The organism is Phenylobacterium sp., from assembly GCF_030651755.1.
Classification (GTDB): Bacteria; Pseudomonadota; Alphaproteobacteria; order Caulobacterales; family Caulobacteraceae; genus Phenylobacterium.
Genome location: NZ_JAUSBZ010000047.1, coordinates 1 through 19,664 on the forward strand (window position 1 = coordinate 1; position 19,664 = coordinate 19,664).

The 19,664-nt window shown below is 66.7% G+C and carries 20 protein-coding genes; 7 read left to right on the forward strand and 13 right to left on the reverse strand.

Annotated elements, in window-relative coordinates; translation table 11 throughout:
- Together Q7V15_RS04390 and Q7V15_RS04395 are read right to left on the reverse strand one after the other, a co-directional pair.
- On the reverse strand, window positions 1–230 hold a 230-nt coding region (locus tag Q7V15_RS04390), incomplete at its 3' end, for a hypothetical protein (RefSeq protein WP_304754081.1).
- 449 nt (window positions 231–679) lie between these two features.
- Window positions 680–1,126 (reverse strand): Rrf2 family transcriptional regulator, encoded by a 447-nt coding sequence (locus tag Q7V15_RS04395; protein ID WP_304754082.1) that lies wholly within the window; start codon window positions 1,124–1,126, stop codon window positions 680–682.
- 138 nt (window positions 1,127–1,264) lie between these two features.
- Between Q7V15_RS04395 and Q7V15_RS04400 the strand changes: the two genes are divergently transcribed.
- Entirely contained in the window at window positions 1,265–2,158 is an 894-nt protein-coding gene (locus Q7V15_RS04400) for an NAD(P)/FAD-dependent oxidoreductase (RefSeq protein WP_304754084.1), read from the forward strand.
- Window positions 2,159–2,166: 8 nt separating this feature from the next.
- Here the strand turns inward: Q7V15_RS04400 and Q7V15_RS04405 are convergent, their stop codons facing one another.
- Together Q7V15_RS04405 and Q7V15_RS04410 are read right to left on the reverse strand one after the other, a co-directional pair.
- Entirely contained in the window at window positions 2,167–3,144 is a 978-nt protein-coding gene (locus tag Q7V15_RS04405; RefSeq protein WP_304754086.1) for an RDD family protein, read from the reverse strand.
- Between the two features lie 149 nt (window positions 3,145–3,293).
- A complete protein-coding gene (locus Q7V15_RS04410; protein WP_304754087.1) occupies window positions 3,294–5,243 on the reverse strand; it encodes a PhoX family phosphatase in 1,950 nt (649 codons plus the stop codon).
- 366 nt (window positions 5,244–5,609) lie between these two features.
- Here Q7V15_RS04410 and Q7V15_RS04415 point away from each other — a divergent pair, with 366 nt between their 5' ends.
- The 5 genes from Q7V15_RS04415 (at window position 5,610) to Q7V15_RS04435 (ending at window position 8,215) form a co-directional block, all read left to right on the forward strand.
- Window positions 5,610–5,843: a BolA family protein gene (locus Q7V15_RS04415; RefSeq protein ID WP_304754089.1), complete on the forward strand. Its 234-nt coding sequence runs from the start codon at window positions 5,610–5,612 to the stop codon at window positions 5,841–5,843.
- Between the two features lie 11 nt (window positions 5,844–5,854).
- Entirely contained in the window at window positions 5,855–6,742 is an 888-nt protein-coding gene (locus Q7V15_RS04420; protein ID WP_304754090.1) for a hypothetical protein, read from the forward strand.
- Between the two features lie 75 nt (window positions 6,743–6,817).
- Window positions 6,818–7,159, forward strand: a complete 342-nt coding sequence (gene grxD, locus Q7V15_RS04425) for a Grx4 family monothiol glutaredoxin (protein WP_304754092.1) — start codon at window positions 6,818–6,820, stop codon at window positions 7,157–7,159.
- Window positions 7,156–7,575, forward strand: coding sequence for a thioesterase family protein (locus Q7V15_RS04430; protein WP_304754093.1), 420 nt, complete (start codon window positions 7,156–7,158; stop codon window positions 7,573–7,575). The genes grxD and Q7V15_RS04430 overlap by 4 nt, the downstream gene beginning before the upstream one ends.
- A 52-nt stretch (window positions 7,576–7,627) precedes the next feature.
- Window positions 7,628–8,215, forward strand: a complete 588-nt coding sequence (locus Q7V15_RS04435) for a DUF4126 domain-containing protein (protein ID WP_304754094.1) — start codon at window positions 7,628–7,630, stop codon at window positions 8,213–8,215.
- Here the strand turns inward: Q7V15_RS04435 and Q7V15_RS04440 are convergent.
- The 7 genes from Q7V15_RS04440 to rpsD all read right to left on the reverse strand — a co-directional run bounded on the left by Q7V15_RS04440 (window position 8,212) and on the right by rpsD (window position 13,990).
- Window positions 8,212–8,586: a hypothetical protein gene (locus Q7V15_RS04440; RefSeq protein ID WP_304754095.1), complete on the reverse strand. Its 375-nt coding sequence runs from the start codon at window positions 8,584–8,586 to the stop codon at window positions 8,212–8,214. The genes Q7V15_RS04435 and Q7V15_RS04440 overlap by 4 nt on opposite strands.
- 46 nt (window positions 8,587–8,632) lie before the next feature.
- Window positions 8,633–9,166 carry a hypothetical protein gene (locus tag Q7V15_RS04445; protein WP_304754097.1) on the reverse strand — a complete coding sequence of 178 codons (534 nt, stop codon included), beginning with the start codon at window positions 9,164–9,166 and terminating at the stop codon, window positions 8,633–8,635.
- A gap of 55 nt (window positions 9,167–9,221) precedes the next feature.
- Window positions 9,222–10,241, reverse strand: coding sequence for a TerC family protein (locus tag Q7V15_RS04450; protein ID WP_304754098.1), 1,020 nt, complete (start codon window positions 10,239–10,241; stop codon window positions 9,222–9,224).
- 224 nt (window positions 10,242–10,465) lie between these two features.
- Window positions 10,466–11,419 (reverse strand): hypothetical protein, encoded by a 954-nt coding sequence (locus tag Q7V15_RS04455; RefSeq protein WP_304754099.1) that lies wholly within the window; start codon window positions 11,417–11,419, stop codon window positions 10,466–10,468.
- On the reverse strand, window positions 11,412–12,137 hold the full coding sequence (locus tag Q7V15_RS04460) for an iron-containing redox enzyme family protein (RefSeq protein ID WP_304754110.1): 726 nt from the start codon (window positions 12,135–12,137) through the stop codon (window positions 11,412–11,414). Before Q7V15_RS04460 ends, Q7V15_RS04455 begins: the two co-directional genes overlap by 8 nt.
- Complete coding sequence (locus Q7V15_RS04465) at window positions 12,074–13,213, reverse strand: beta-ketoacyl-ACP synthase III (RefSeq protein WP_304754101.1); 1,140 nt, start codon at window positions 13,211–13,213, stop codon at window positions 12,074–12,076. The genes Q7V15_RS04460 and Q7V15_RS04465 overlap by 64 nt, the downstream gene beginning before the upstream one ends.
- A 159-nt stretch (window positions 13,214–13,372) precedes the next feature.
- Window positions 13,373–13,990: a 30S ribosomal protein S4 gene (gene rpsD / locus Q7V15_RS04470; RefSeq protein WP_304754103.1), complete on the reverse strand. Its 618-nt coding sequence runs from the start codon at window positions 13,988–13,990 to the stop codon at window positions 13,373–13,375.
- Between the two features lie 289 nt (window positions 13,991–14,279).
- On the opposite strand from rpsD, the gene Q7V15_RS04475 reads away from it, so the two are divergent.
- Window positions 14,280–17,048, forward strand: coding sequence for a cation-transporting P-type ATPase (locus Q7V15_RS04475; RefSeq protein WP_304754104.1), 2,769 nt, complete (start codon window positions 14,280–14,282; stop codon window positions 17,046–17,048).
- Here Q7V15_RS04475 and Q7V15_RS04480 read toward each other — a convergent pair.
- Both Q7V15_RS04480 and Q7V15_RS04485 read right to left on the reverse strand, forming a co-directional pair.
- Window positions 17,006–18,499, reverse strand: coding sequence for an L-lactate permease (locus Q7V15_RS04480; RefSeq protein ID WP_304754106.1), 1,494 nt, complete (start codon window positions 18,497–18,499; stop codon window positions 17,006–17,008). The two genes, Q7V15_RS04475 and Q7V15_RS04480, sit on opposite strands and share 43 nt — an antisense overlap.
- Window positions 18,496–19,509 carry a 2-hydroxyacid dehydrogenase gene (locus tag Q7V15_RS04485; RefSeq protein ID WP_304754108.1) on the reverse strand — a complete coding sequence of 338 codons (1,014 nt, stop codon included), beginning with the start codon at window positions 19,507–19,509 and terminating at the stop codon, window positions 18,496–18,498. The genes Q7V15_RS04480 and Q7V15_RS04485 overlap by 4 nt, the downstream gene beginning before the upstream one ends.
- Between the last annotated feature and the right edge of the window lie 155 nt (window positions 19,510–19,664).

The window sequence follows — 19,664 nt, forward strand, 5'->3', positions numbered from 1 at the left end:
TTCAGATGGTTTGGATCATCGGGTGATACTAGTAGATGAACATTGACCCATGACCCTGCGGCTGTGCCCAAGCCCAATCGCATTTCGATATTGGGAAACAGCGTCCTGCAGTGGGGTAGGCGCCCGTCCTCCTCCTTCGACTTCCTCAGACGCTCGTAGGTGTCGGTATTGTAGTAATCCGTGAGGCCAATGACTTCGAGCGCCGGGGTGACGGCCTCCAATTTGGCCAAGTAGTTTTCCCACGCATCCGGACCCAAGAATTGGTCGTTGAGCTGTGTACCAGGAGCGTGGACATGGGGGTCCCACCGTCGCCAAACCGATCCAATTGCCGTTTGCTCCCTCATAGCGTTCGCCCCCTAATTTCCCGCTATTGTTGCCGCCCTCTCGATAAACTCAAGTAAAACTAACCCTCTATCTCCAATCTTTGCGACCTATGAGATCGCATGATGGCTTGGTATTCGGCCGAGGGTTCCTGTTTGAGGGGCCCAGCGGGCAACCACAGCTACTTTTCGAGAACTAACTTAGGGGGCTGGAGCCAACGTGGCCCCCTTCTTCGCATCCAACATTACCGGAAAGCAGACCATCCGAGTGTCCGCGACGAGCCCAACTCGGTGATCGGCCGCACGCTTGAGGCTCCTGCCCGACAGCGGACTCTCCGAAGGACGGCAATGAGCCCAGCTCAGACCCCAGCCTCCGCCATCACCGCGGCGAACCGCCCATCAAAGTCCCGGGCGATATCGGCGAGCGTCACCTCGCCGAACCTGGCGATGACCAGGGCTTCAGCGGCGGCCAGGGTGTCGGCGACCGCGGCGTTGACGGCCTGCTCCACCAGGCAGCGGGGGTCATCGTCGGCCAGGCCGATGGCGAACAGGCGCGGGTCGCCCAGGGCCCGGTAGATGTCCAGCAGGCTCACCTCCGCCAGGGTGCGGTTCAGCGCCCAGCCGCCGCCATGGCCCTTCTCAGAGCGTACAATCCCCTGGTCGCGCAGGCCGGCCATGGTGCGGCGGACCACCACAGGATTGGTCTTCAGCATCTGGGCCAACAGCTCCGACGTCATGGCGCCGTCGTGCCGGTCCATATGGATCAGGGCGTGCAGCATACGCGAAAGGCGGCTGTCGCTTCGCATGGCGTAAGGTCTCCGGGTCTTTCCACAACATAGCCGACAATTCCCGAAACAGCAGGAGTTGCATGACGGGCCGGCCGACCCCATCATGTAACTTATGAAGCGTCGTGAATGGGTCCGACGCCCCTGAGGAACACTCCCATGTCCTATGACGTCATCATCATCGGCGGCGGCTTCGCCGGCATGTCGGCGGCCCTGCAGTTGGCCCGGGCGCGCCGGCCGATCCTGGTGGTGGACGCAGGCCTGCCGCGAAACCGCTTCGCCGCGGCCTCCCACGGCTTCCTCGGACAGGACGGCGCAGCGCCAGCCGCCATCATGCGCGAGGCCCTGCGCCAGCTCAGCGCCTATCCGACCGTCGACTTCGTCCATGGAAAGGCGGTGTCCGCCGCGGGCGAGCTCGACCGGTTCGAGGTCGCCCTCGAGAACGGCGAGGTTCACGCCGCCCGCCGGCTGGTCCTGACCACCGGGGTCGCCGACACCCTGCCCGATATTCCCGGCCTGGCCGAACGCTGGGGCCAGAGCGTCATGCACTGCCCCTATTGCCATGGCTATGAGGTCCGCGACCGGCGGATCGGAGTCCTGGCCAACCACCCCATGGCCAGCCATCAGGCCCTGATGCTGCCCGACTGGGGTCCCACCACCTTCTTCACCCAAGGGATGGTCCCCGTGGACGCTGAACTGGCGGCGAAGCTCGAGGCCAGGGGTGTGACGGTTGAGACCATGGCCATCGTCGAGGTTCTGGGCGAGGGTCTGGCCATCTCAGGCGTGCGCCTGGCCGACGGCGGCATCGCGCCGCTGGAGGCCATCTTCACCGTCCCGAAGACCGCGCCCGTCAGTCCCCTGGCCGCCCAGCTAGGCTGCGCCTTCGAAGACGGCATGACCGGTCCACATGTGAAGCTGGAGGCCGGCCAGCTGACCACCACGCCTGGGGTCTATAGCGCCGGCGACGCCGCCAGCCCCATGCACAACGCCACTCTGGCCTCAGCCGCCGGCGTCATGGCCGGGATCGGCGCCCACCAGTCGCTGATCTTCTGATCAACCGCTCAGGGCTTCAGGCAGGTCACGTCGGCGGCGACGCAGGTCGTGGAATAGGCGCGGCTCTCGCCCCAGGAGTAGGTGGCGAACCCCAGATCGAAGCCTCGCACGAGGATGACTGTCAGACCCTGATCTGGGGCGAATTCGTAGACGCCCACGGTCGCCGCCCCGATCCGGGCGAGGACCCCATCAGGCTCCTCCGGCCAGACGCCGACCCGGCCGGACACCACCAGATTCCGATTAACGGTGGGAGTTCCCTCGGTGGGATAGAAGGTCGTGGTGTTGTCCCTGACCGCCGCGCCACTGACCCCCGGAATGGCGTTTACGGCGTCGATGACGGGGAACAGCTTTCCTGAGGCTGCGCCGAGGTTCGGCTTCCACGGGGTAGGCGCCACCAGCAGGGCGATGAAAATGGCCAAGATGGCGACGGGGATCGCCGCAGCGACCACAGCGTGGCGCCGCCCCGGCGGAACCTCGAACTCCGTCACCTTGGCCCTCACCATGACCGAGCCGAAGACAAGGTCGTGAACCAGTCGGCGGGTCGGCCGATTGAAGATCAGCAGATAGACCTGCGCCAGACTCAGGCCAGCCATCGCGGTGATGAGCAGGGCGCCCAGGACCAAGGCCCACAGTGTGGACGGGACGTTGAGCATCAGACCATTCAGGATCACTGGCGTGATCAGCAGGGCGGCGCGCGCCAGGGCCACGACCATTCCCAAGGGCCGGCCTGAAACGCTCACGACCTTCAAGCCCAGCAGCCGCATGCCGAGGGATTGCCCGCCGCCAAAGCCGCTGGCTGTGACGCCGAAATAGGCGACGCCGATGGCAAGCCCGATCAGGCGGCCCTTCGGCCCCAAGCTAGAGACAAGGTCCATCGCCAGCCAGCCGATCCCGAAACACACGGCGGCGACCAGCACCAGATCAATGATCCACGCCCCCAGGCGCGCCCAGAACCCCGGCCAGACAGCCGGCTTTTCAGTGTCCACGATGATCGCCCCTCTTCCCCGCGCACAGCCTAGCTTAACGGGCGATGGATGCAACGCTGAGGCGAGACAGGGCCAGGGCGCCCGCGGCCGATCGCGATCGCCGCGCCAGCGTCACTCCTCCTGCAGCGGCGGGTGCGGCTGGCTGCGCCTCAGGTCCCGATGACGCCGCCGTCGTCCTTGGTGATCACCACCGTGGCCGAGCGGGGCGCCCGGCCGCTGTAGTCCGGGAAGCCCGAACCATAGTCGCCGGCCGCAAACTGTTGAGCCGAGGCGTGGGCGCCGGGGTGCTGGAAATTGACGAACATGGTCTTCCCGTCCGGCGTCTTGACGACCCCGGTGCATTCCTGACCCCAGGGACCGGTCATGAAGCGCCTGATCTCGCCCGTCGCCGGGTCAGCGGCCAGCAAGGCGTTCATGCCAAAGCCCTTGAGGGGCCCCTCATAGCCTGGGCCAAGATCGCCCATATCTGTCTGGATCCAGAGCCTGGACTCCGCATCGCACCACAGGCCGTCGGGGCAGGCGAAGATGTTGTCGTCGTTCAGCGCCTCGCCGGTGGCGATGCGGGAGGCGTTGGCGTCGCCGGCGATCACGAACAGGTCCCAGGCGAAGCTGGCCGCGGTGTGATCGCCGCCGGCATAGGACCAGCGCACGATCTGTCCGAAATGGTTCACCGCCCGAGGATTGGCCGCGTCCACCTGCGCCTGGGTGCGACGCACATTGTTGGTCAGCGTGAAGAAGACCGCGCCGGTGCTGGGATCGACCGCGCCCCATTCCGGGCGGTCCATCTTGGTCGCTCCGGCATGGTCGGCGGCCAGACGTGTATTGACCAGGATGTCGGCCAGATCGGCGAAACCGTTGGCCGGTGTCAGCCCGTTGCGGCCAGGCGCCAGGGCCAGCCACTCGCCGCTGCCGTCATCATTGAACTTCGCCGCATAGAGCGTGCCGCGATCAAGGATGGAGCCATCGGTCTGGCCCGGAGCCCAGACGCCTTCCGAGACGAACTTGTAGATATATTCGAACCGTGAATCGTCGCCCGAATAGCAGACCACCGGCTGGCCTTCGATCACCGGGGCGAACACGACGCCTTCATGGGCGAAGCGGCCCAGATGGGTGCGCTTGATCGGGGCGGCGTCGGGATTGAACGGGTCGATTTCGGTCATCCAGCCCATGGTGTTGGGCTCATTTCGATAGTCGTCGACGGCCGAGGCGCCCGTGGCGGAGGCGTTGAAGCGGACGTGCTCGTCGGCGCCCGACTTCGCCAGATGCCAGCCGTAGCGCCCCCCCTGAGGATTGGTGGAAACCCCGTAGCGGGCATGCTCCCGCGGCAGGTCGGGCTTCTGATCAATCTGGTCGGTGTTGGCGAAATAGCCCGCCCAGTTCTCCTCGGCGGCCAGGTAGGTGTTCCAGGGGGTGACCCCGTGGGCGCAATTGTTCAGCGTGCCGCGGGTCATCGCGCCATCGGGGCTGAACCGGGTCCGAACATGGGGCGCGCCCCGCACCGGGCCGCTGATCTGAACGGGCGTGCCGGCGGTGATCCGGCGATTTCGCGGGTCGGCGACCACGGCCCAGGTCCCGTCGGTCTGGCGGGTGGTGCGATAGATGGAGACGCCGTGGGCGGCGATCTCCATCCGCACCTCGTCGTCATCGCGCTTGCCATCAGCGTCATAGGCGACGCGATAGGTGTGGAAGGGCTGGCCCTTATAGTTGGGTTTTTCAGCATGCAGAAAGCGCGGTTCGGCATATTCGTGGTTCACCACGATGAAGCCGTCGCTCGAAGAGCCCCCTATGGGGAAGAAGTGCATCCCATCGTGATGCTGGCCGATCTGGTGTTCCTGCTCGGCGCCGGTATTGGCGCCGGGACGGGCGGCGGGCATGTCGCCGGAAATCGGCGTGCCGGTCTCGCCCAGCAGGTGGAAGCTGTAGCCCTCGGGAACGACAACCTTGTCCTGATAGCTGACCGGGACAGGCTTGAAGCCCAGCAGCCCTGTCCTCGTTTGTGTCGAGGCGGCCCGGGCGGTGATCGGGGCCCCAACCAGGCCCGTGACCAGGGCGGCCAAGCCCCCCATCAGGACGCCACGGCGGGCGACGCGGGCCTCCATGACCTCATAGAAGTTGCGGTTGGCTGAGCTGTTGCACGGCGGCTCGTCGCCATGCTGATAGCCCAGGGTCTCGGTGTGGTCGGGGTAGTCCCGCTCGAACGCTTTGATCTCTGGCCCCTGTGGTGGATCGGAGAAGAATGTCTCTGAAATGGTCCGCTAGATTATGCGCCTTGTGTCACAGGGGTATGACCGGCGAACAGGCGGGTCGGCTGCGACAGATCGGCCGACAAGGGATAGCCGAACCGGTCCCCCAGTGTCAGCCGTCCTTCGGCGCTCGAGGTCAGGCCCCCTCGCCGGTGGCGGTCGCGCTATAGGAGCGTTAATCCTTTTCGGGCGATAAACCCTGTCAAAAGAAAGCGTTCGCCCATGCCCATGACCCAGGTCGAACTGGAAACCTCGTTGCGCGAGGCCTTCCCCGACGCAGAGATCGCCATTGAGGATCTCGCCGGCGACGGGGACCATTACCGTGCGCGTATTGTTTCGGCCGCCTTCAAGGGCCTGCCCCGGGTGCGCCAGCACCAGTTGGTCTATGCCGCCCTGAAGGGCAAGATGGGGGGCGAACTGCACGCCCTGGCCCTTGAGACTTCCGTTCCAGCTTAGGCGGCCTGCTGATGCGCTACCGTCCGTTCGGCATTTCAGGCAAGGCGGTCTCGGCGCTCAGCCTGTTGCTGCGCGATCATGGCAAGACGCAGCCCGCCGGCGCCTGGCGCGGCCTGACGGTCGGCGCCATGGAATGCGGGATCAACGCCTTTGAGCTGGAGGCCGGGGTCGAGGCTCTGGCGGCCGGTTTTCGACACGCTCTGGAAAGCGTCGAGCGGCGGCTGTTGTTTGTGGCCTGGCGCATCTGCGGCGACGGCCGCACCCCCACCGACGCCCGTAGCATCGAGGCCGCGGTGCGCATGGGGCTGACTCAGTCGGGCGCCGGCTATTTCGACCTGCTCACCATCGACGAGGCCGCCTACGCCACCCTCACCGCCGAAGGGGCGCGGATGCTTGACGACGTGCGCGCGGCCGGGCTGGCCCTGCAGATCGGCGTGGCGGGAACCGGCGATCTGGTGGACCAGGCGGTGGCGACCGGCGCCTTCGACTCCCTGTCCTCGCCATTCAACCTGACCTCGGGCTGGGCCATTCGCCGGCGGATCCGCGAAGCGGCGCAACGGAACATGTCCATCACCGGCTTTGACGCCTTCCCGCCTGCCCTCTGCCGCCCGCCGGCCCAGGCGGGGACCAGGCCCTCGCTCTTTCGCCGCAGCGGTCCCACCGCCGCCACGGTCGGCGCCTATGGCTTCCTACATGAAACCCGCAATTGGGAGGCCGACGAACTCTGCCTCGCCTATGCCCTGACCGAGCCCGCCCTGGCCTGCGTCCAGATTGAAACTCACAGGACCGAGGTGATTGAGCGTCTGGCTGCTGTGCCTGATCGTGAACTGCCCACAGGCCTAGCGGCGCAGATCGAAATGGCGCGGATCGACACGCCCAACGACGCGCATGCCGGCTGAGGCGCTATTGACCAGGGGGCCTGGCCTCCCTAGCTCTGTGACCTAAGATCCTGACTCCTTCGAAAGGCCGTTCCCATGAGCGAGGCCATGACTGATCCCGCCCACGACTTCATCGCCAAGACCTTGCAGGACCATCAGGTGGTTCTGTTTATGAAGGGCGTGCCCGAACAGCCCCGTTGCGGCTTTTCCGGCTTGGTCGTTCAGATCCTTGACCACCTGGGCGTGGACTTCGTCGGCGTCGACGTGCTGCAGGACGACTCCCTGCGCGACGGGATCAAGACCTTCAGCGACTGGCCGACCATCCCGCAGCTCTATGTGAAGGGCGAGTTCATCGGCGGCTGTGACATCGTCCGCGAGATGTTCCAGAACGGCGAACTGAAGCCCTTCCTCAGCGAGCAGGGCGTCCTGGCCGCGTGAGCCGGACGTTCGAGCCCCCGGCGGGCCGTCAGGTTTTTTCCCGCAACTTCACGCCATCGGCCAACGATATCGACGCCAATGGCCACGTGAACAATGTCGTCTATCTGGGCTGGGCCCAGGACATGGCCATCGCCCACTGGGACTCCGCCGCCAGCCCGCAAGAGGCTGAAGCCCTGGCCTGGGTGGCCCTGCGTCACGAGGTGGATTATCGCCGCGCCCTGCTGCCCGGAGAGACGGCCCTGGGTCGCACCTGGGTGTCGGACAAGGCCGAGGGTCCGCGTTTTGACCGCTTTGTCCGCATTGACGGCCCAGACGGCGCCATGTGCGCCCAGGTCCGCACGGTCTGGTGCCTGATCGAGCGTGCAAGCGGCCGTCCGCGCCGGGTGCCGCCTGAACTGGTCGCCCGGTTCGGCTGAGGCTTCGCGCATGGCGCCGCTTGCGCCATGATGGCGGCCTAGGAGGCGGTTCATGGACGGTTTCGCCAGTCTCTTCTCGGCCTTCGGCCTGGCCAGCGCGGCGGGCTTCAACGCCTATGTGCCCCTGCTCACGGTCGGCCTCGTGGCCCGCTACACCGATCTCATAAGGTTGGCCGAGCCCTTTGACGTCCTGACCCAGTCCTGGGTGCTGGGCGCCATCGCCCTCCTCGCCGTGGTCGACTTCATCGCCGACAAGGTGCCGGTGGTGGACACCGCCTGGCACGGTCTGGGCGCCCTGGTCAGCCCCGTGGCCGGCGCCGTCCTCTTCGCCAGCCAGCAGAATGTGCTGAGCGATCTGCATCCGGCCCTCGCGGCCATCGCCGGGCTTGTGATCGCCGGCGGCTTCCATGGCGGCCGCGCCGCCGCCCGGCCCATCTCCACGGCGACCACCGGGGGCCTGGGCAATCCAGTGTTGTCTATGGTGGAAGACGTGCTCTCTGGCCTGCTCAGCCTGCTGGCGGTCTTCCTGCCCTTTATCGCTTTCGGCGTGGCCGGCCTTGTCGCGGTCCTGCTGATCCTGGCGGTCATCAGCGCGAGGCGGGCCTGGCGTGCGCGCCGGGCGCGACCTCGGCTCGGCTAGAGTCCGGGCCAGGGAACCAGGGGATTGAGCAGGAACACCGGATCGCGGGGTTCAAGGCCCAGCTCCGCATAGCTGAAGGCCAGCTCCACATGGCCGACCCCAAGAGACTGGCACCCATCCACCCGCGTGCGGCCAAAGGCCAGGGTCACCGCCTCGCCCCGCCGCTCCACATAGAAGGCGAAGTCGGCCTTGGTGGTGCAGCCGTTGGAGGCCACCTTGATGGTCAGCTCCCGCCGTCCCGCGTCGGCGGCGTAGAGCGGCTCCAGCTCTCCCAAGGGGTGGCCGGACGGGGCGAGAATCGGCGGTGGCGGAACCGTGGCGCAGCCGGCCAGCAAGGCGACCGAGGCCATCATCAGGAAGCGGCGTGTCATGGCCGTACTCGGCCACATCTGGGCCGAGGGGAAAAGGCCGCTTGGGTCACACTTCGGGGGGAAGGCCGTGCGCCGCCAGCCAGCCGCCAGCATAGCGCGGATCCTGCGTCACCTCCCGCAGGGCGAAGGGCGGGTGGGGACAGGCGGCCATCTCCTCATCGCTTTCAAACTCTCGCTCGGACAGGACCAGGCCTTCCAGGTCGCCCCCAAACACATCGACGCCGAAGGTTCGCCCTGCGATCGGCGCCAGGCGATGGCGGACTTTCTTGATACGCCGCCCAGGCAGATCGGCCAGCAGGGCGTACTCGGCCTCCGAGAGGTAGATGGAGGTGATCAGCCGATGGGTGGCGTCCACATCGCCCTTTCGCCCCAGGCGGCGCATCACCGGCCCGCCATCCAGGGGCCGGGCCTCCCGCAGCCTTAGGCGAGAGCCGTCGATATAGAGGTCCGTGATGGCGTCCGCGGAAACCACCTGGACGTCTGGCAGCCGCGCACAGAGCCACCGCCGTTCGCGCTCCACATAGGCATATTTCAGCTTGGGGAAGCCCAGGGTGCGGGCGAGTTCGGGATCGATGTCCATGGGCGCCTCCGTCAGCCAGGCCAAGCTTGGCAGGCCGACGGCGGTTTCGCCAGGATCAGGACCCGGCCCCCTCGATCCCCCCCTTGGGGTGCTTGGGCTTGAGCAGGGAGAAGATCACCCCGCTCGCGAGCAGGGTCACCGTGATGCCCAGGGACCACGGCGCAGGAAACTTGCCGCCAAAGAACAGGTCGCCAGCAAATATTTTCAGACCGATGAACACCAGCACCAGGGCCAGGGCCACCTTCAGGTAGTGGAACCGATGCACAGCGTTTTCGAGGGCGAAATAGAGCGCCCGCAGGCCGAGGATGGCGAAGATGTTGGAGGTGTAGACGATGTAGGGGTCCTGGGTGATGGCGAAGATGGCCGGCACCGAGTCGACGGCGAAAACCAGATCGGCGATCTCCACCAGCACCAGGGCCAGGAACAGGGGCGTGGCGAACAGCACCAGCTTGCCGTTGACCGGGTGCGGTTGGCGCACGAAGAACCGCGAGCCCTGGAAGTCGTCGGTCACGCGCAGGCGTGTCCGCAGCCATTTAAGAACCGCATTGCCGCTGAGGTCCTTGGCCTCCTCAGCGTCGGCGCCGAAGGATTCCTTGAGCATCTTGGCGCCGGTGAACAGCAGGAAGGCGGCGAAGATGTAGAGCACCCAGGCGAAGTTCGCCACGAGCGCTGCGCCCAGGCCGATCATGATCGCCCGCAACACGATCACCCCGAGGATGCCCCAGAACAGCACCCGATGCTGCAGCTCCCGGGGTACGGCGAAATAGGCGAGGATCAGCGAAATGACGAAGACATTGTCCAGCGCCAAGGTCAGCTCGAGCAGATAGCCGGTGTAGTATTCCACCGCCTTTTCCGACCCCAGATCGAACCAGATCCAGGCCCCGAAGCTCAGTCCAAGGGCGATATAGGCCGAGGCCGCCTTTACCGACTCCGCCGGACCGATGACATGGTCCTTACGGTTGAACACCCCCAGGTCGAGGGTCAGGACCGTGAGCACGATCCCCAGGAACATCAGCCAGAGCCAGGTGGCCTGACCGAGAAACGGCGTCTGGAAAAATAGCAGGAGAGCGTCCATCGGACCCCGCACCTCTCATAGTCACGGCGCTGCGTCCGCGCCTGGAGAGTAAAGATCCGACATCATCGCAACCGTCGTCGCGACCAGAGGGGCCCGGACCGAAGGGCCGCAATAGTCCGGCTGCGCCGCGGGGTCAACTGGGCTTGTAGGTCGCAGCCTCGGCGCGCAGCAAACCTGCTCCATCATGAGGCAAGCCAGCAACCTCGCGCCTGCGGGGTTCCGGCCTAGGCCAGTTGTGCCGAAGCATCCAGAGCCTGAGGAGCGGGGTCCGCGCCCGACAGGGGATTGCGGGGATCAAGCGGCAGACCCGCAGCCTGCCGCTGCTTGAGCAGCCGCAGCCAGCCATGCAGGGCCTCGCAGTCGAGGCCGTGGAGCATCAGTCTTTGGCCGGCCTGGATCGTCGAGAGCGGCACCAGCGGATGACCGTTCTTCACGAAGGACATGTGGTAGTCGGTCCCCAGGATCTTGCCGATATAGATGGCCACCGTCTCATCAAGCTGGAGAGACTGGGCCGCCCGGACGAAATCGGCCCGCGGCAACAGCAGGGCGTAGAGCGGCGTATAGGCCTCGATCGCCGTCTGCACGTCGGCGAAGTTGAGCGGGCCCTTCGGCAGTTCACCAAGTTCGAACGGCCCGTCCGAGATCATCGAGAAATCGGGCCGCTCCACAGGCGCCAGGTCACGGCCCTGGGCGCGCAGGCTGGCGCCCAGCTGGATGATGAAATTGAAGATGTTGAGGTCGTGCTGGAGAAAGACGTTGTCCTCCAGGTCCTTCAGCGTGCGGGGCCGCAAGGGGACGGTTTCGACCTGGACCGGCCCGGCATTGCCCTTGATGAAGGCCAGCAGCTCGGTGCCCACATGGAAGTGGCGCAGAATCAGAGTGTTGGCCTCCGGGGTGCAGAAGGTCCGCAGGCCCCAGTGGATCAACCTGTGCAAGGCGCCGTTCAGATTGGGTCGATGTGGCGAGATCCCGCGGGCGATCTTCACCAGCACGAAGAAGATGAAGATCAGCGGCCGGCTGACGGGAAACAGCCACCGCCGCGACCAGGACGCATTGCCCCGCAGCAGCGCCATCTTGGCCTCCGGGGCGATCGGCAGGCCCTGGTCGAGATAGAGGGCCAGCCACGGATTGGGGTCGCGCGGGTCATAGGTCGACAGGTCAAAGGCCGCCTCAGTCACCGGTGATCTCCTCAATCTGCAAGGCGTAGAGCCTGGCGGTGACCCGGGCGGTCTTCACGATTCTCGCCGCGACGATCGGATCAGGCAGCACCATGGCCAACATGGCCTCGAACTCCTTGATGTGTTCGACGTCATTCTCACCGTGATAGAGCAGAAAGCGCAGAGCCTCGTCGGGCAGGTTCAGGCGTCGCTGAACCAATCGCCCCCATTCGGCGGCCTTGATCGAGCCCAGGCCCTCGATGATCCACATGGCGCCCAGCAGGCCGAAGGGATTGGGCCGGGACGCTTCGTGGAACATCCAGGCCGAGAGGGCCTCGGAGCCCAAGTTTTTCTCGGCCCCGCGGATCACCGCCAGATCCCCGCCGCAGGCGGCGTAATCAGCCTCCAGAAGCCGGAAATCCCTGTGCTCGGTGACCGCGTGGCGCATCAGGGTGGAGCGAAGCTCAAGGTGTGTCTCGCCGATATTGGACGCCGCCCGCGACATCCAGAGCGCCCCGTCCGCCACCTGCTGACGCAGGCCAATGAGGAAGGCGTGGTAATCGGCGAGGTCGAAGCGGCCACGGGTCAGCTTGCGGATCAGCGGCGTCTGCTCCAGCCGTCCCTCAAACTCCGTGAAGACGATGGTCAGCTGGCGCAGGACATCCGAAACCCCGGTCATTCCACCGCCTCCAGCAACATGAAGCCCACAAGGGCGCGGCCGCTTTCCGGCACGACGCAGAGCACCTGCTGGCCTGGCGACAGGCGACCCGATCGCAGAAAGGCCTCCAGCATCACCCAGATGGAGGCCGAACCCACATTACCCACGGTGCTGAGATTGGAGAACCAGCGGTCCCGGGGGATCATCCCGGCGGTGCTTTCCAGCAGGCCCTCAATCTCGGTGCGCAGGGACCGGGCCGAATAGTGACAGAGCAGGTGGTCGATCCTGGCTGGCTCGATTCGGCGTTCCTCCACCTTCTGCAGGTAGACGCCCACCCAGGCGCGGATGACGCGCTTGAGCAGCTCGAAATCCTGCAGCAGGGCGATCGCCCCCTGGGCGTGGGCGGCGAGCGGGCCTGAGAAGGCCCAGGTGGAAAGCGGATCGGCCCGTGTCTCAGGCGCAGCGCCGGCCCACATGCAGGGATCGAAGCGGTCGGCCAGCGAGATCAGGTCGATGAACCGTACCCGCAGGGACAGGCCCGTGGGCCGCGGCGAAGGCTCCATCACCACCGCGCCTGCGCCGTCCGACAGGGTGAAACGGAGATAGTCGGCCTCAGGTCGCAGCCGGCCCTTGGCGTCCACCAGGGCTGAACCCTCATAGAAGGCGGGCCGGAACCAGCGGGATGAGAATTCGCTGGCGCCGGCGGCGGCGATGTCGTGCTCGCCGGCGCGCACCGACAGCCAGGCTGACTTGGCCGCCATCAGGGCCGAACCACAGACCGACTGGAAGCTGGCCAGCTCCAACGGCCCCCCACCCAACTCCCCATGGACATTTGAGCCGTGGCCGGGGACCAGATAGTCCCCTTGCGTGGTGGCCGTGGCGAGGAAGCTCAAGTCGTTCGGCGTGAGCGCCGCATGGTCCAGGGCCGCGCGGACGGCCTCGGCGCACATGGCGGCGTTGGACGTGGTCGGGCGTCCTTGGCCGTCAAGGGCGTAGTGGCGGGTCTCGACGCCGTTCCACCGCAAGGCCCGCCGCCCCAGGGCGCTGTCCCGGCCGCCGATACGCCCGATGTGATCCTCGATCGCCGCAGAGGCCACAGGCGGCCCTGGCAGGTGCGCGCCCACCCCGGTGATGTAGACGTCGCGAAGCTCGTTCATAGCCCCTCGCGAGGATGGGCGCCGCGCGCGCCCTGCGTTGGGCGGACTTATCGGGGCGATGGGCGCAGGGGGCAACCGTGGCCACACCCGACAGGGACAAAATGAAAAGGGCCCCGGATTGCTCCGAGGCCCCTTCGATTGGGTGGGATTGTCGACGCCTTAGGAGGCGTAGAATTCCACGACCAGGTTCGGCTCCATCTTCACCGGATAAGGCACTTCGGCCAGTTCCGGGGCGCGGATGAACTTGGCCGAGAGGCCCTTGGCGTCGACTTCGATGTAGTCGGGGACCTCGCGCTCGCCCGACGCCTGGGCTTCCAGCACCAGGGCCATGTTGCGCGAACGCTCACGCACCTCGACCACGTCGCCGGCTTTCACGCGATAGGACGGGATGTTGACGCGCTTGCCGTTCACGGTCACGTGGCCGTGGTTCACGAACTGGCGGGAGGCGAAGACGGTCGGCACGAACTTGGCCCGATAGACCACCGCGTCCAGGCGGGATTCCAGCAGGGCGATCAGGTTTTCCGAGGTGTTGCCCTTGCGGCGGGCGGCCTCGTTATAGGTGCGGCTGAACTGCTTTTCGGTCAGGCTGCCGTAATAGCCCTTGAGCTTCTGCTTGGCGCGCAACTGCAGGCCGAAGTCGGAAACCTTGGACTTACGGCGCTGGCCGTGCTGGCCCGGGCCGTAGGAGCGCTGGTTCACCGGCGACTTGGCGCGGCCCCAGATGTTTTCGCCCATACGGCGGTCGAGCTTGTACTTGGCGGAATGACGCTTGGTCATGAACACTCTTCATCATCGACACGGCCCGGCGCTTCCGAGAGTGGAGGCGCGATCTCAACGGCGGGGCCCGTATCACCCGTAATGGTCTTCGCACCGCGCAGTCGCCCGCCGGTGTGAAGGGGCGGTGTATGACGGCCGCACCTGACAGAGTCAAGTTCAGCGGGCCTCGCTTGCCAGGGCGAGCGTGACTATAACCCTCCAACGTGTAGGGCGATCTCGAGGCCAAGACCCGCCGCCCGACACGAGGACGCCCTGCCCTATCCGCACGCCCTGCCTACAAGGACAGACCATGCCCCAGTCGCCGCCCAAGATCCCGAGCCCGGCGCAGGCGAACCGCGCTGCGGCCTTGCGCCAAGATGAGGCCTGGCACGCCCTTGAGGTCCAGGCCGTGCTTGATCTCCTGGACACCGCAGCTGACGGCCTTTCCGAGACCGAGGCGGCCCGCCGGCTGGACACCCACGGACCCAACGCGCTGCCCCGGGGCAAGGGGCGCAACCGGCTGCTCGCCTTCCTCCGGCACTTCCACAACCTTCTGATCTACGTCCTCATCGCCGCGGGCCTGCTGGCGGCGATGATCGGACATCTCACTGATGCTGTGGTGATCTTTGCCGTGGTGCTGGCCAACGCCCTGATCGGCTACATCCAGGAGGGCCGGGCGGAAAAGTCCCTGGAGGCGATCCAGGGGATGATCGAGCCTCACGCCTCGGTCATTCGCGGCGGCGCGCGTCTCACTGTCACCGCTGATGAGGTGGTCCCTGGGGATGTGGTCCTGCTGGAGGCCGGTGACCGGGCGCCGGCCGACGTGCGCCTGATCAAGGCCCGCAACCTGCGGATGGACGAGGCCCTGCTCACGGGGGAATCCGTGCCGGCCGACAAGGCCGTCGCACCCGTGGCCCCTGACGCCGCCCTTGGGGACCGGTACTCCATGGCCTTTTCAGGCGCCTTCGTGGCCGCCGGCCAAGGGGTCGGGGTGGTGACCGCCACCGGCGCCGACACCGAACTCGGAAAGATCAGCACCCTCATTGGCGCGGTGGAGCGACTGACCACCCCCCTGGTCCGTCAGATGAACCGCTTCGCCCAGCAGGTGACCATCGCCGTCCTGGCCGCCTCGACCCTGGTCTTCGCCTTCGCCCATCTGGTGCGCGGCTATTCCATCAGCGAGGCCTTCATGGTCGTGGTGGGCCTGGCGGTGGCGGCTATTCCTGAAGGCCTCCCCGCGGTGATGACCATCACCCTGGCCATTGGCGTCCAGCGGATGGCGCAGCGCAACGCCATCATCCGCAGGCTGCCGGCGGTGGAGACCCTGGGATCGGTGTCGGTGATCTGCTCAGACAAGACCGGCACCCTGACCCGCAACGAGATGATGGTCAGCAAGGTGGTCGCCGCCTCGGGCGTCTATCAGGTGGAGGGTTCGGGCTACGCCCCCACCGGCGCGATCAGGCTGGACGGCGCGGAGATCGACCCGGGAGCCGACCCAGTGCTGCAGGAGCTCGCCCGAGGCGCCCTCCTGTGCAATGACGCGCGGCTGTCCCAGACCGAGGCCGGCTGGCGGGTTGACGGCGATCCCATGGAAGGCGCCTTGATCTCCCTCGGGCGCAAGGCTGGCCAGGACCCGGCGGCGGCTCTGACCACCTGGCCCCGCCTGGACGAAATCCCTTTCGAGACCCGCCACCGCTACATGGCCACCCTCAATGGCGGCGAGGGCCGCCCGCCGGTGGCCTATGTAAAGGGCGCGCCCGAGCAGGTTCTGGAGATGTGCGCGACCGTGGCCGGCGCCAATGGGCCAGAACCCCTGGATCTCCCCCACTGGCGGACCCAGGTCGAGGACCTGGCCGCTGGCGGTCAACGGGTTCTGGCCCTCGCCCGCCGGGACATGCCCCAGGGCTGTGGCGACGTCTCGGCCGCCGATGTGGCCGCCAACCTGACGCTGCTGGGTCTCGTAGGCCTGATCGATCCGCCCCGGCCTGAGGCCATGGCGGCGGTGGCGGAGTGTCGAGCCGCTGGCGTACGGGTGAAGATGATCACCGGCGACCACGTGGCGACGGCTCGGGCCATCGCGATGCAACTCGGTCTGGATGAGGCGCCTCGGGCCCTTACAGGACAGGACCTGGACGGCCTGTCGGAGGACGACTTCCACAGGGAGGCCCAGGCCGCGACGGTGTTCGCCCGCACCACGCCCGAACACAAGCTGCGGCTGGTGTCGGCTTTGCAGGCGGACGGCTCGGTCATCGCGATGACCGGCGACGGGGTGAATGACGCCCCGGCGCTCAAGCGCGCCGATGTTGGCGTCGCCATGGGCGGAAAGGGGACTGAAGCGGCGAAGGAGGCCAGCGAAATGGTCCTGGCCGACGACAATTTCGCGTCGATCGTCGCGGCGGTTCGCGAAGGTCGCACCGTCTATGACAATCTGACCAAGGTCATCACCTGGACCCTGCCCACCAATGGCGGCGAGGCCCTGACCATCATGCTGGCGCTCCTGCTCGGCCTGACCATGCCGGTGACGCCGGTCCAGATCCTGTGGATCAATATGATCACCGCCGTGGCCCTGGGCCTGACCCTGGCCTTCGAGCCGCCGGAGTCTGGGGTGATGCGGCGCCCCCCACGGCCAGCCCACCAGCGCCTGCTGTCAGGCCGGCTGCTGTGGCGGATCGCCTTCGTCTCGGTCTTGATGGTCGCGGGCGCCTTTGGCGTCTTTGCCTGGGCGGTAGGCAAGGGTCTGTCGGTGGAGACCGCCCGCACCATGGTCGTCAACAGCCTGGTGGTGATGGAGATCTTCTATCTGTTCAGCATCCGCTATGTGCACGGCGCCTCCCTGACCTGGCAGGGGGTGTTGGGCACGCCCGCCGTGCTCATGGGGGTCGGCTTCGTGGTGGCCGCCCAGTTGGCCCTCACCTATGTCCCCCTGCTTCAGACCGTGTTCGGAACCGCGCCTGTCGCCCTTGCCGATGGTCTGGTGATCATCGGCCTTGGGGTAGTCCTGCTCCTGGTGGTCGAGGCCGAGAAGCTGATCCACCGTCAGCTGAGCCAAAGCATGAACACGCCGGCGAGCGCCAGATAGGCCAGACACACCAGGGCTGTCTGACGCAGCACCGCCCCCTCCCCGCCCTTGAGACCAACGGTGGCGGCGCCGGCGATGATGTTGTGCGGACTGATGATGTTGCCCACACCGGCCCCGACCCCCTGGGCCGCCGCCATCCTGACCTGAGGCAAGTCGAGGGCCTGAGCGGTGGCGGCCTGAAACGGGGTCAGCAGAATGTTCGACGCGGTGGCCGAACCGGTGACGAAGGCGCCCAGGGCGCCCACAAACGGCGCCAGGAAAGGCCAGACCCCCACTGATCCCGCGGCCGCGCCGGCCAGGGCGCTGATCATTCCCGAATGAACCATGATGCGTGACAGGGCCAGCATCACAAACAGGGCCAGGGCCACTGGTCCGAGGCGACGGAGCGCCGCAGTCGCGGCCTCTGCAAAGGCCCCGATGCTGCGCCCCTGGGCGAGGCCACCCAGGATCAGACCCAGGGCCAGCACCCCGCCGGGGTGATAGAGGGGCGCCAGCCGCCCGGCGAAGGTCCCCCCGAGGGACCAGCTGATGGCCAGACCCTGAAGGGCCTGCGCGACAGGGTCGATCAGCCGAGTCGCCATGACCAGGATGACGATCGCCCCATAGGGCAGCAGCGCCGTGACCACCGCACGTCCTGAGAGCGCCGGGACGTCAGATTTCGGTTGGGCCCGGGCGGTGATCAGGGCGAAGACGCCCCCTCCGATCAAGGCGCCCCCGGCCGTCGGAAGCTCCGGTCCCACCCAAAGGGCCAGGGCCAGAAAGGGCAGGTAGAAGCAGATCGCGGCCCCCGCCCCCATCAGCCAGTCGCGCAGAGCCGGAGGTCTGTCCCCCGCCAGCCAGATCAGGGCGCCGAGCAGCGTCCAGCCGAGGGCTGCATTCACAAGAGCCGTCTCGCGTCCGATGACCCCGGCGGCCACGTTCATAAGCTCCGCCTGGGCCAGAACCGGCGTCCCCAGGGCGCCGAAGGAGACACCCCCGGCGTGTCCCACCAGGGCCAGGACCACCGCCCGAATCGGCGAAAAGCCCAGGCCGACGAGTAATGGTGCGGTCAGGGCCACCGGCACGCCGAAACCTGCCGCGCCCTCCATGAAGACGCCGAAGAACCAGGCCACCAGGACGACCTGGGTCCGCCGGTCCGACGACACCCTGGCCACAGCGTCGCGCAGGACGAAAAGCGCGCCAGACCTGGCCTGCAACTCATAGAGGACCAGAGCCGGAAAGATGATCCAGAGGATGGAGAGGCTGGTGAACCCCGCCTCCAGCAGGGCGCCAAGGGTCATGCCCCCTGGGCCAAAGGGATCGGTTGGCGCCTGGCCCAATCCGAAAATCAAGAGCGCCAGGACGAGGGCCAGGGCGAGCCCCGCCCCGCCGGCATAGGCCACTGGCCACTTCAGGCCGAGCATCAGCCCCACCACCGCCATGAGCGGCAGGGCGGCCAGAATCGCCGTCACGGCCTGGCCGGGGCTGGCTCCACCGACACTTCATGGGTCGCGCGACCATGGCGTTCAAAGTCGGTGATATTGGCCAGGGTGATCTGGGCGATCGCGCTCAGGGCCTCATGGGTGAAGAAGGCTTGGTGGCCGGTGACCAGCACATTGGGGAAGGTGAGCAGCCGGGCGAAGACGTCGTCATCGATGAAACGCGCCGAGCGGTCCTCAAAGAAGAGGCCCGCCTCCTCCTCATAGACATCCAGGCCCAGGCTTCCGACCGCGCCGCTCTTGAGGCCCGCGATCACCGCGACGGTATCGACCACGGCCCCACGGCTGGTGTTGATCAGCATGACCCCTGGCTTCATCCGCGCGATGGCGGGGCCATCAATCAGGTGCCGGGTGGCCGGCGTCAGGGGACAGTGCAGGCTGACGATATCGCAGTCAGGCAGCAGGTCCTCCACCGACCGATAGACGACGCCCCGCGCCTGAAGGGCGGCGCTGGGATTGGGATCGCTGGCGATCACCTTGCAGCCGAAGCCTTGCAGGATCTCCGCGACGATCTCCCCGATCGCGCCGGTTCCCACCACCCCGGCCGTCTTGCCCTTGAGGTCAAACCCCAGCAGGCCATCCAGGGCGAAATTGCCTTCCCGCACCCGGTTGTAGGCCCGGTGGGTCTTGCGGTTCAGGGTGAGGATCAGGGCCAGGGTGTGCTCGGCCACCGCATGGGGGGAATAGGCGGGGACCCGGCAGACGGCCACGCCACAGGCCTTGGCCGCGGCGACATCCACATTGTTGAAGCCTGAGGCGCGCAGGGCGACCAGCCGCAGGCCCTGCCCCTGCATCTCCTGCAGTAACTCAGCATCCAGCTCGTCATTGACGAAGACGCAGACGGCCTCGAACCCCGCCGCCAGCCGGCAGGTCTCCCGCGAGAGGTGGACATCGAAATAAGTCAGCTCATGGCCAAAGGCGGTGTTGGCTTCTGACAGAAAGCGTTGATCGTAGGGTCTGGCGCTGAAGACGGCCACGCGCATGGAATTCTCCCGGTCTCGAGCCAGCCCGGTGGGCAGAAGGGCGCGCAGGCGCGCGTGCCCTGGTGAAGCCCCGCGGCGGCGGGGGAGCCGGCTTAGATTTGATCCTTGACCCGGGGCCTCGCCTTGCGTTCGATCAAGGATGGGGTCTCAGGCCG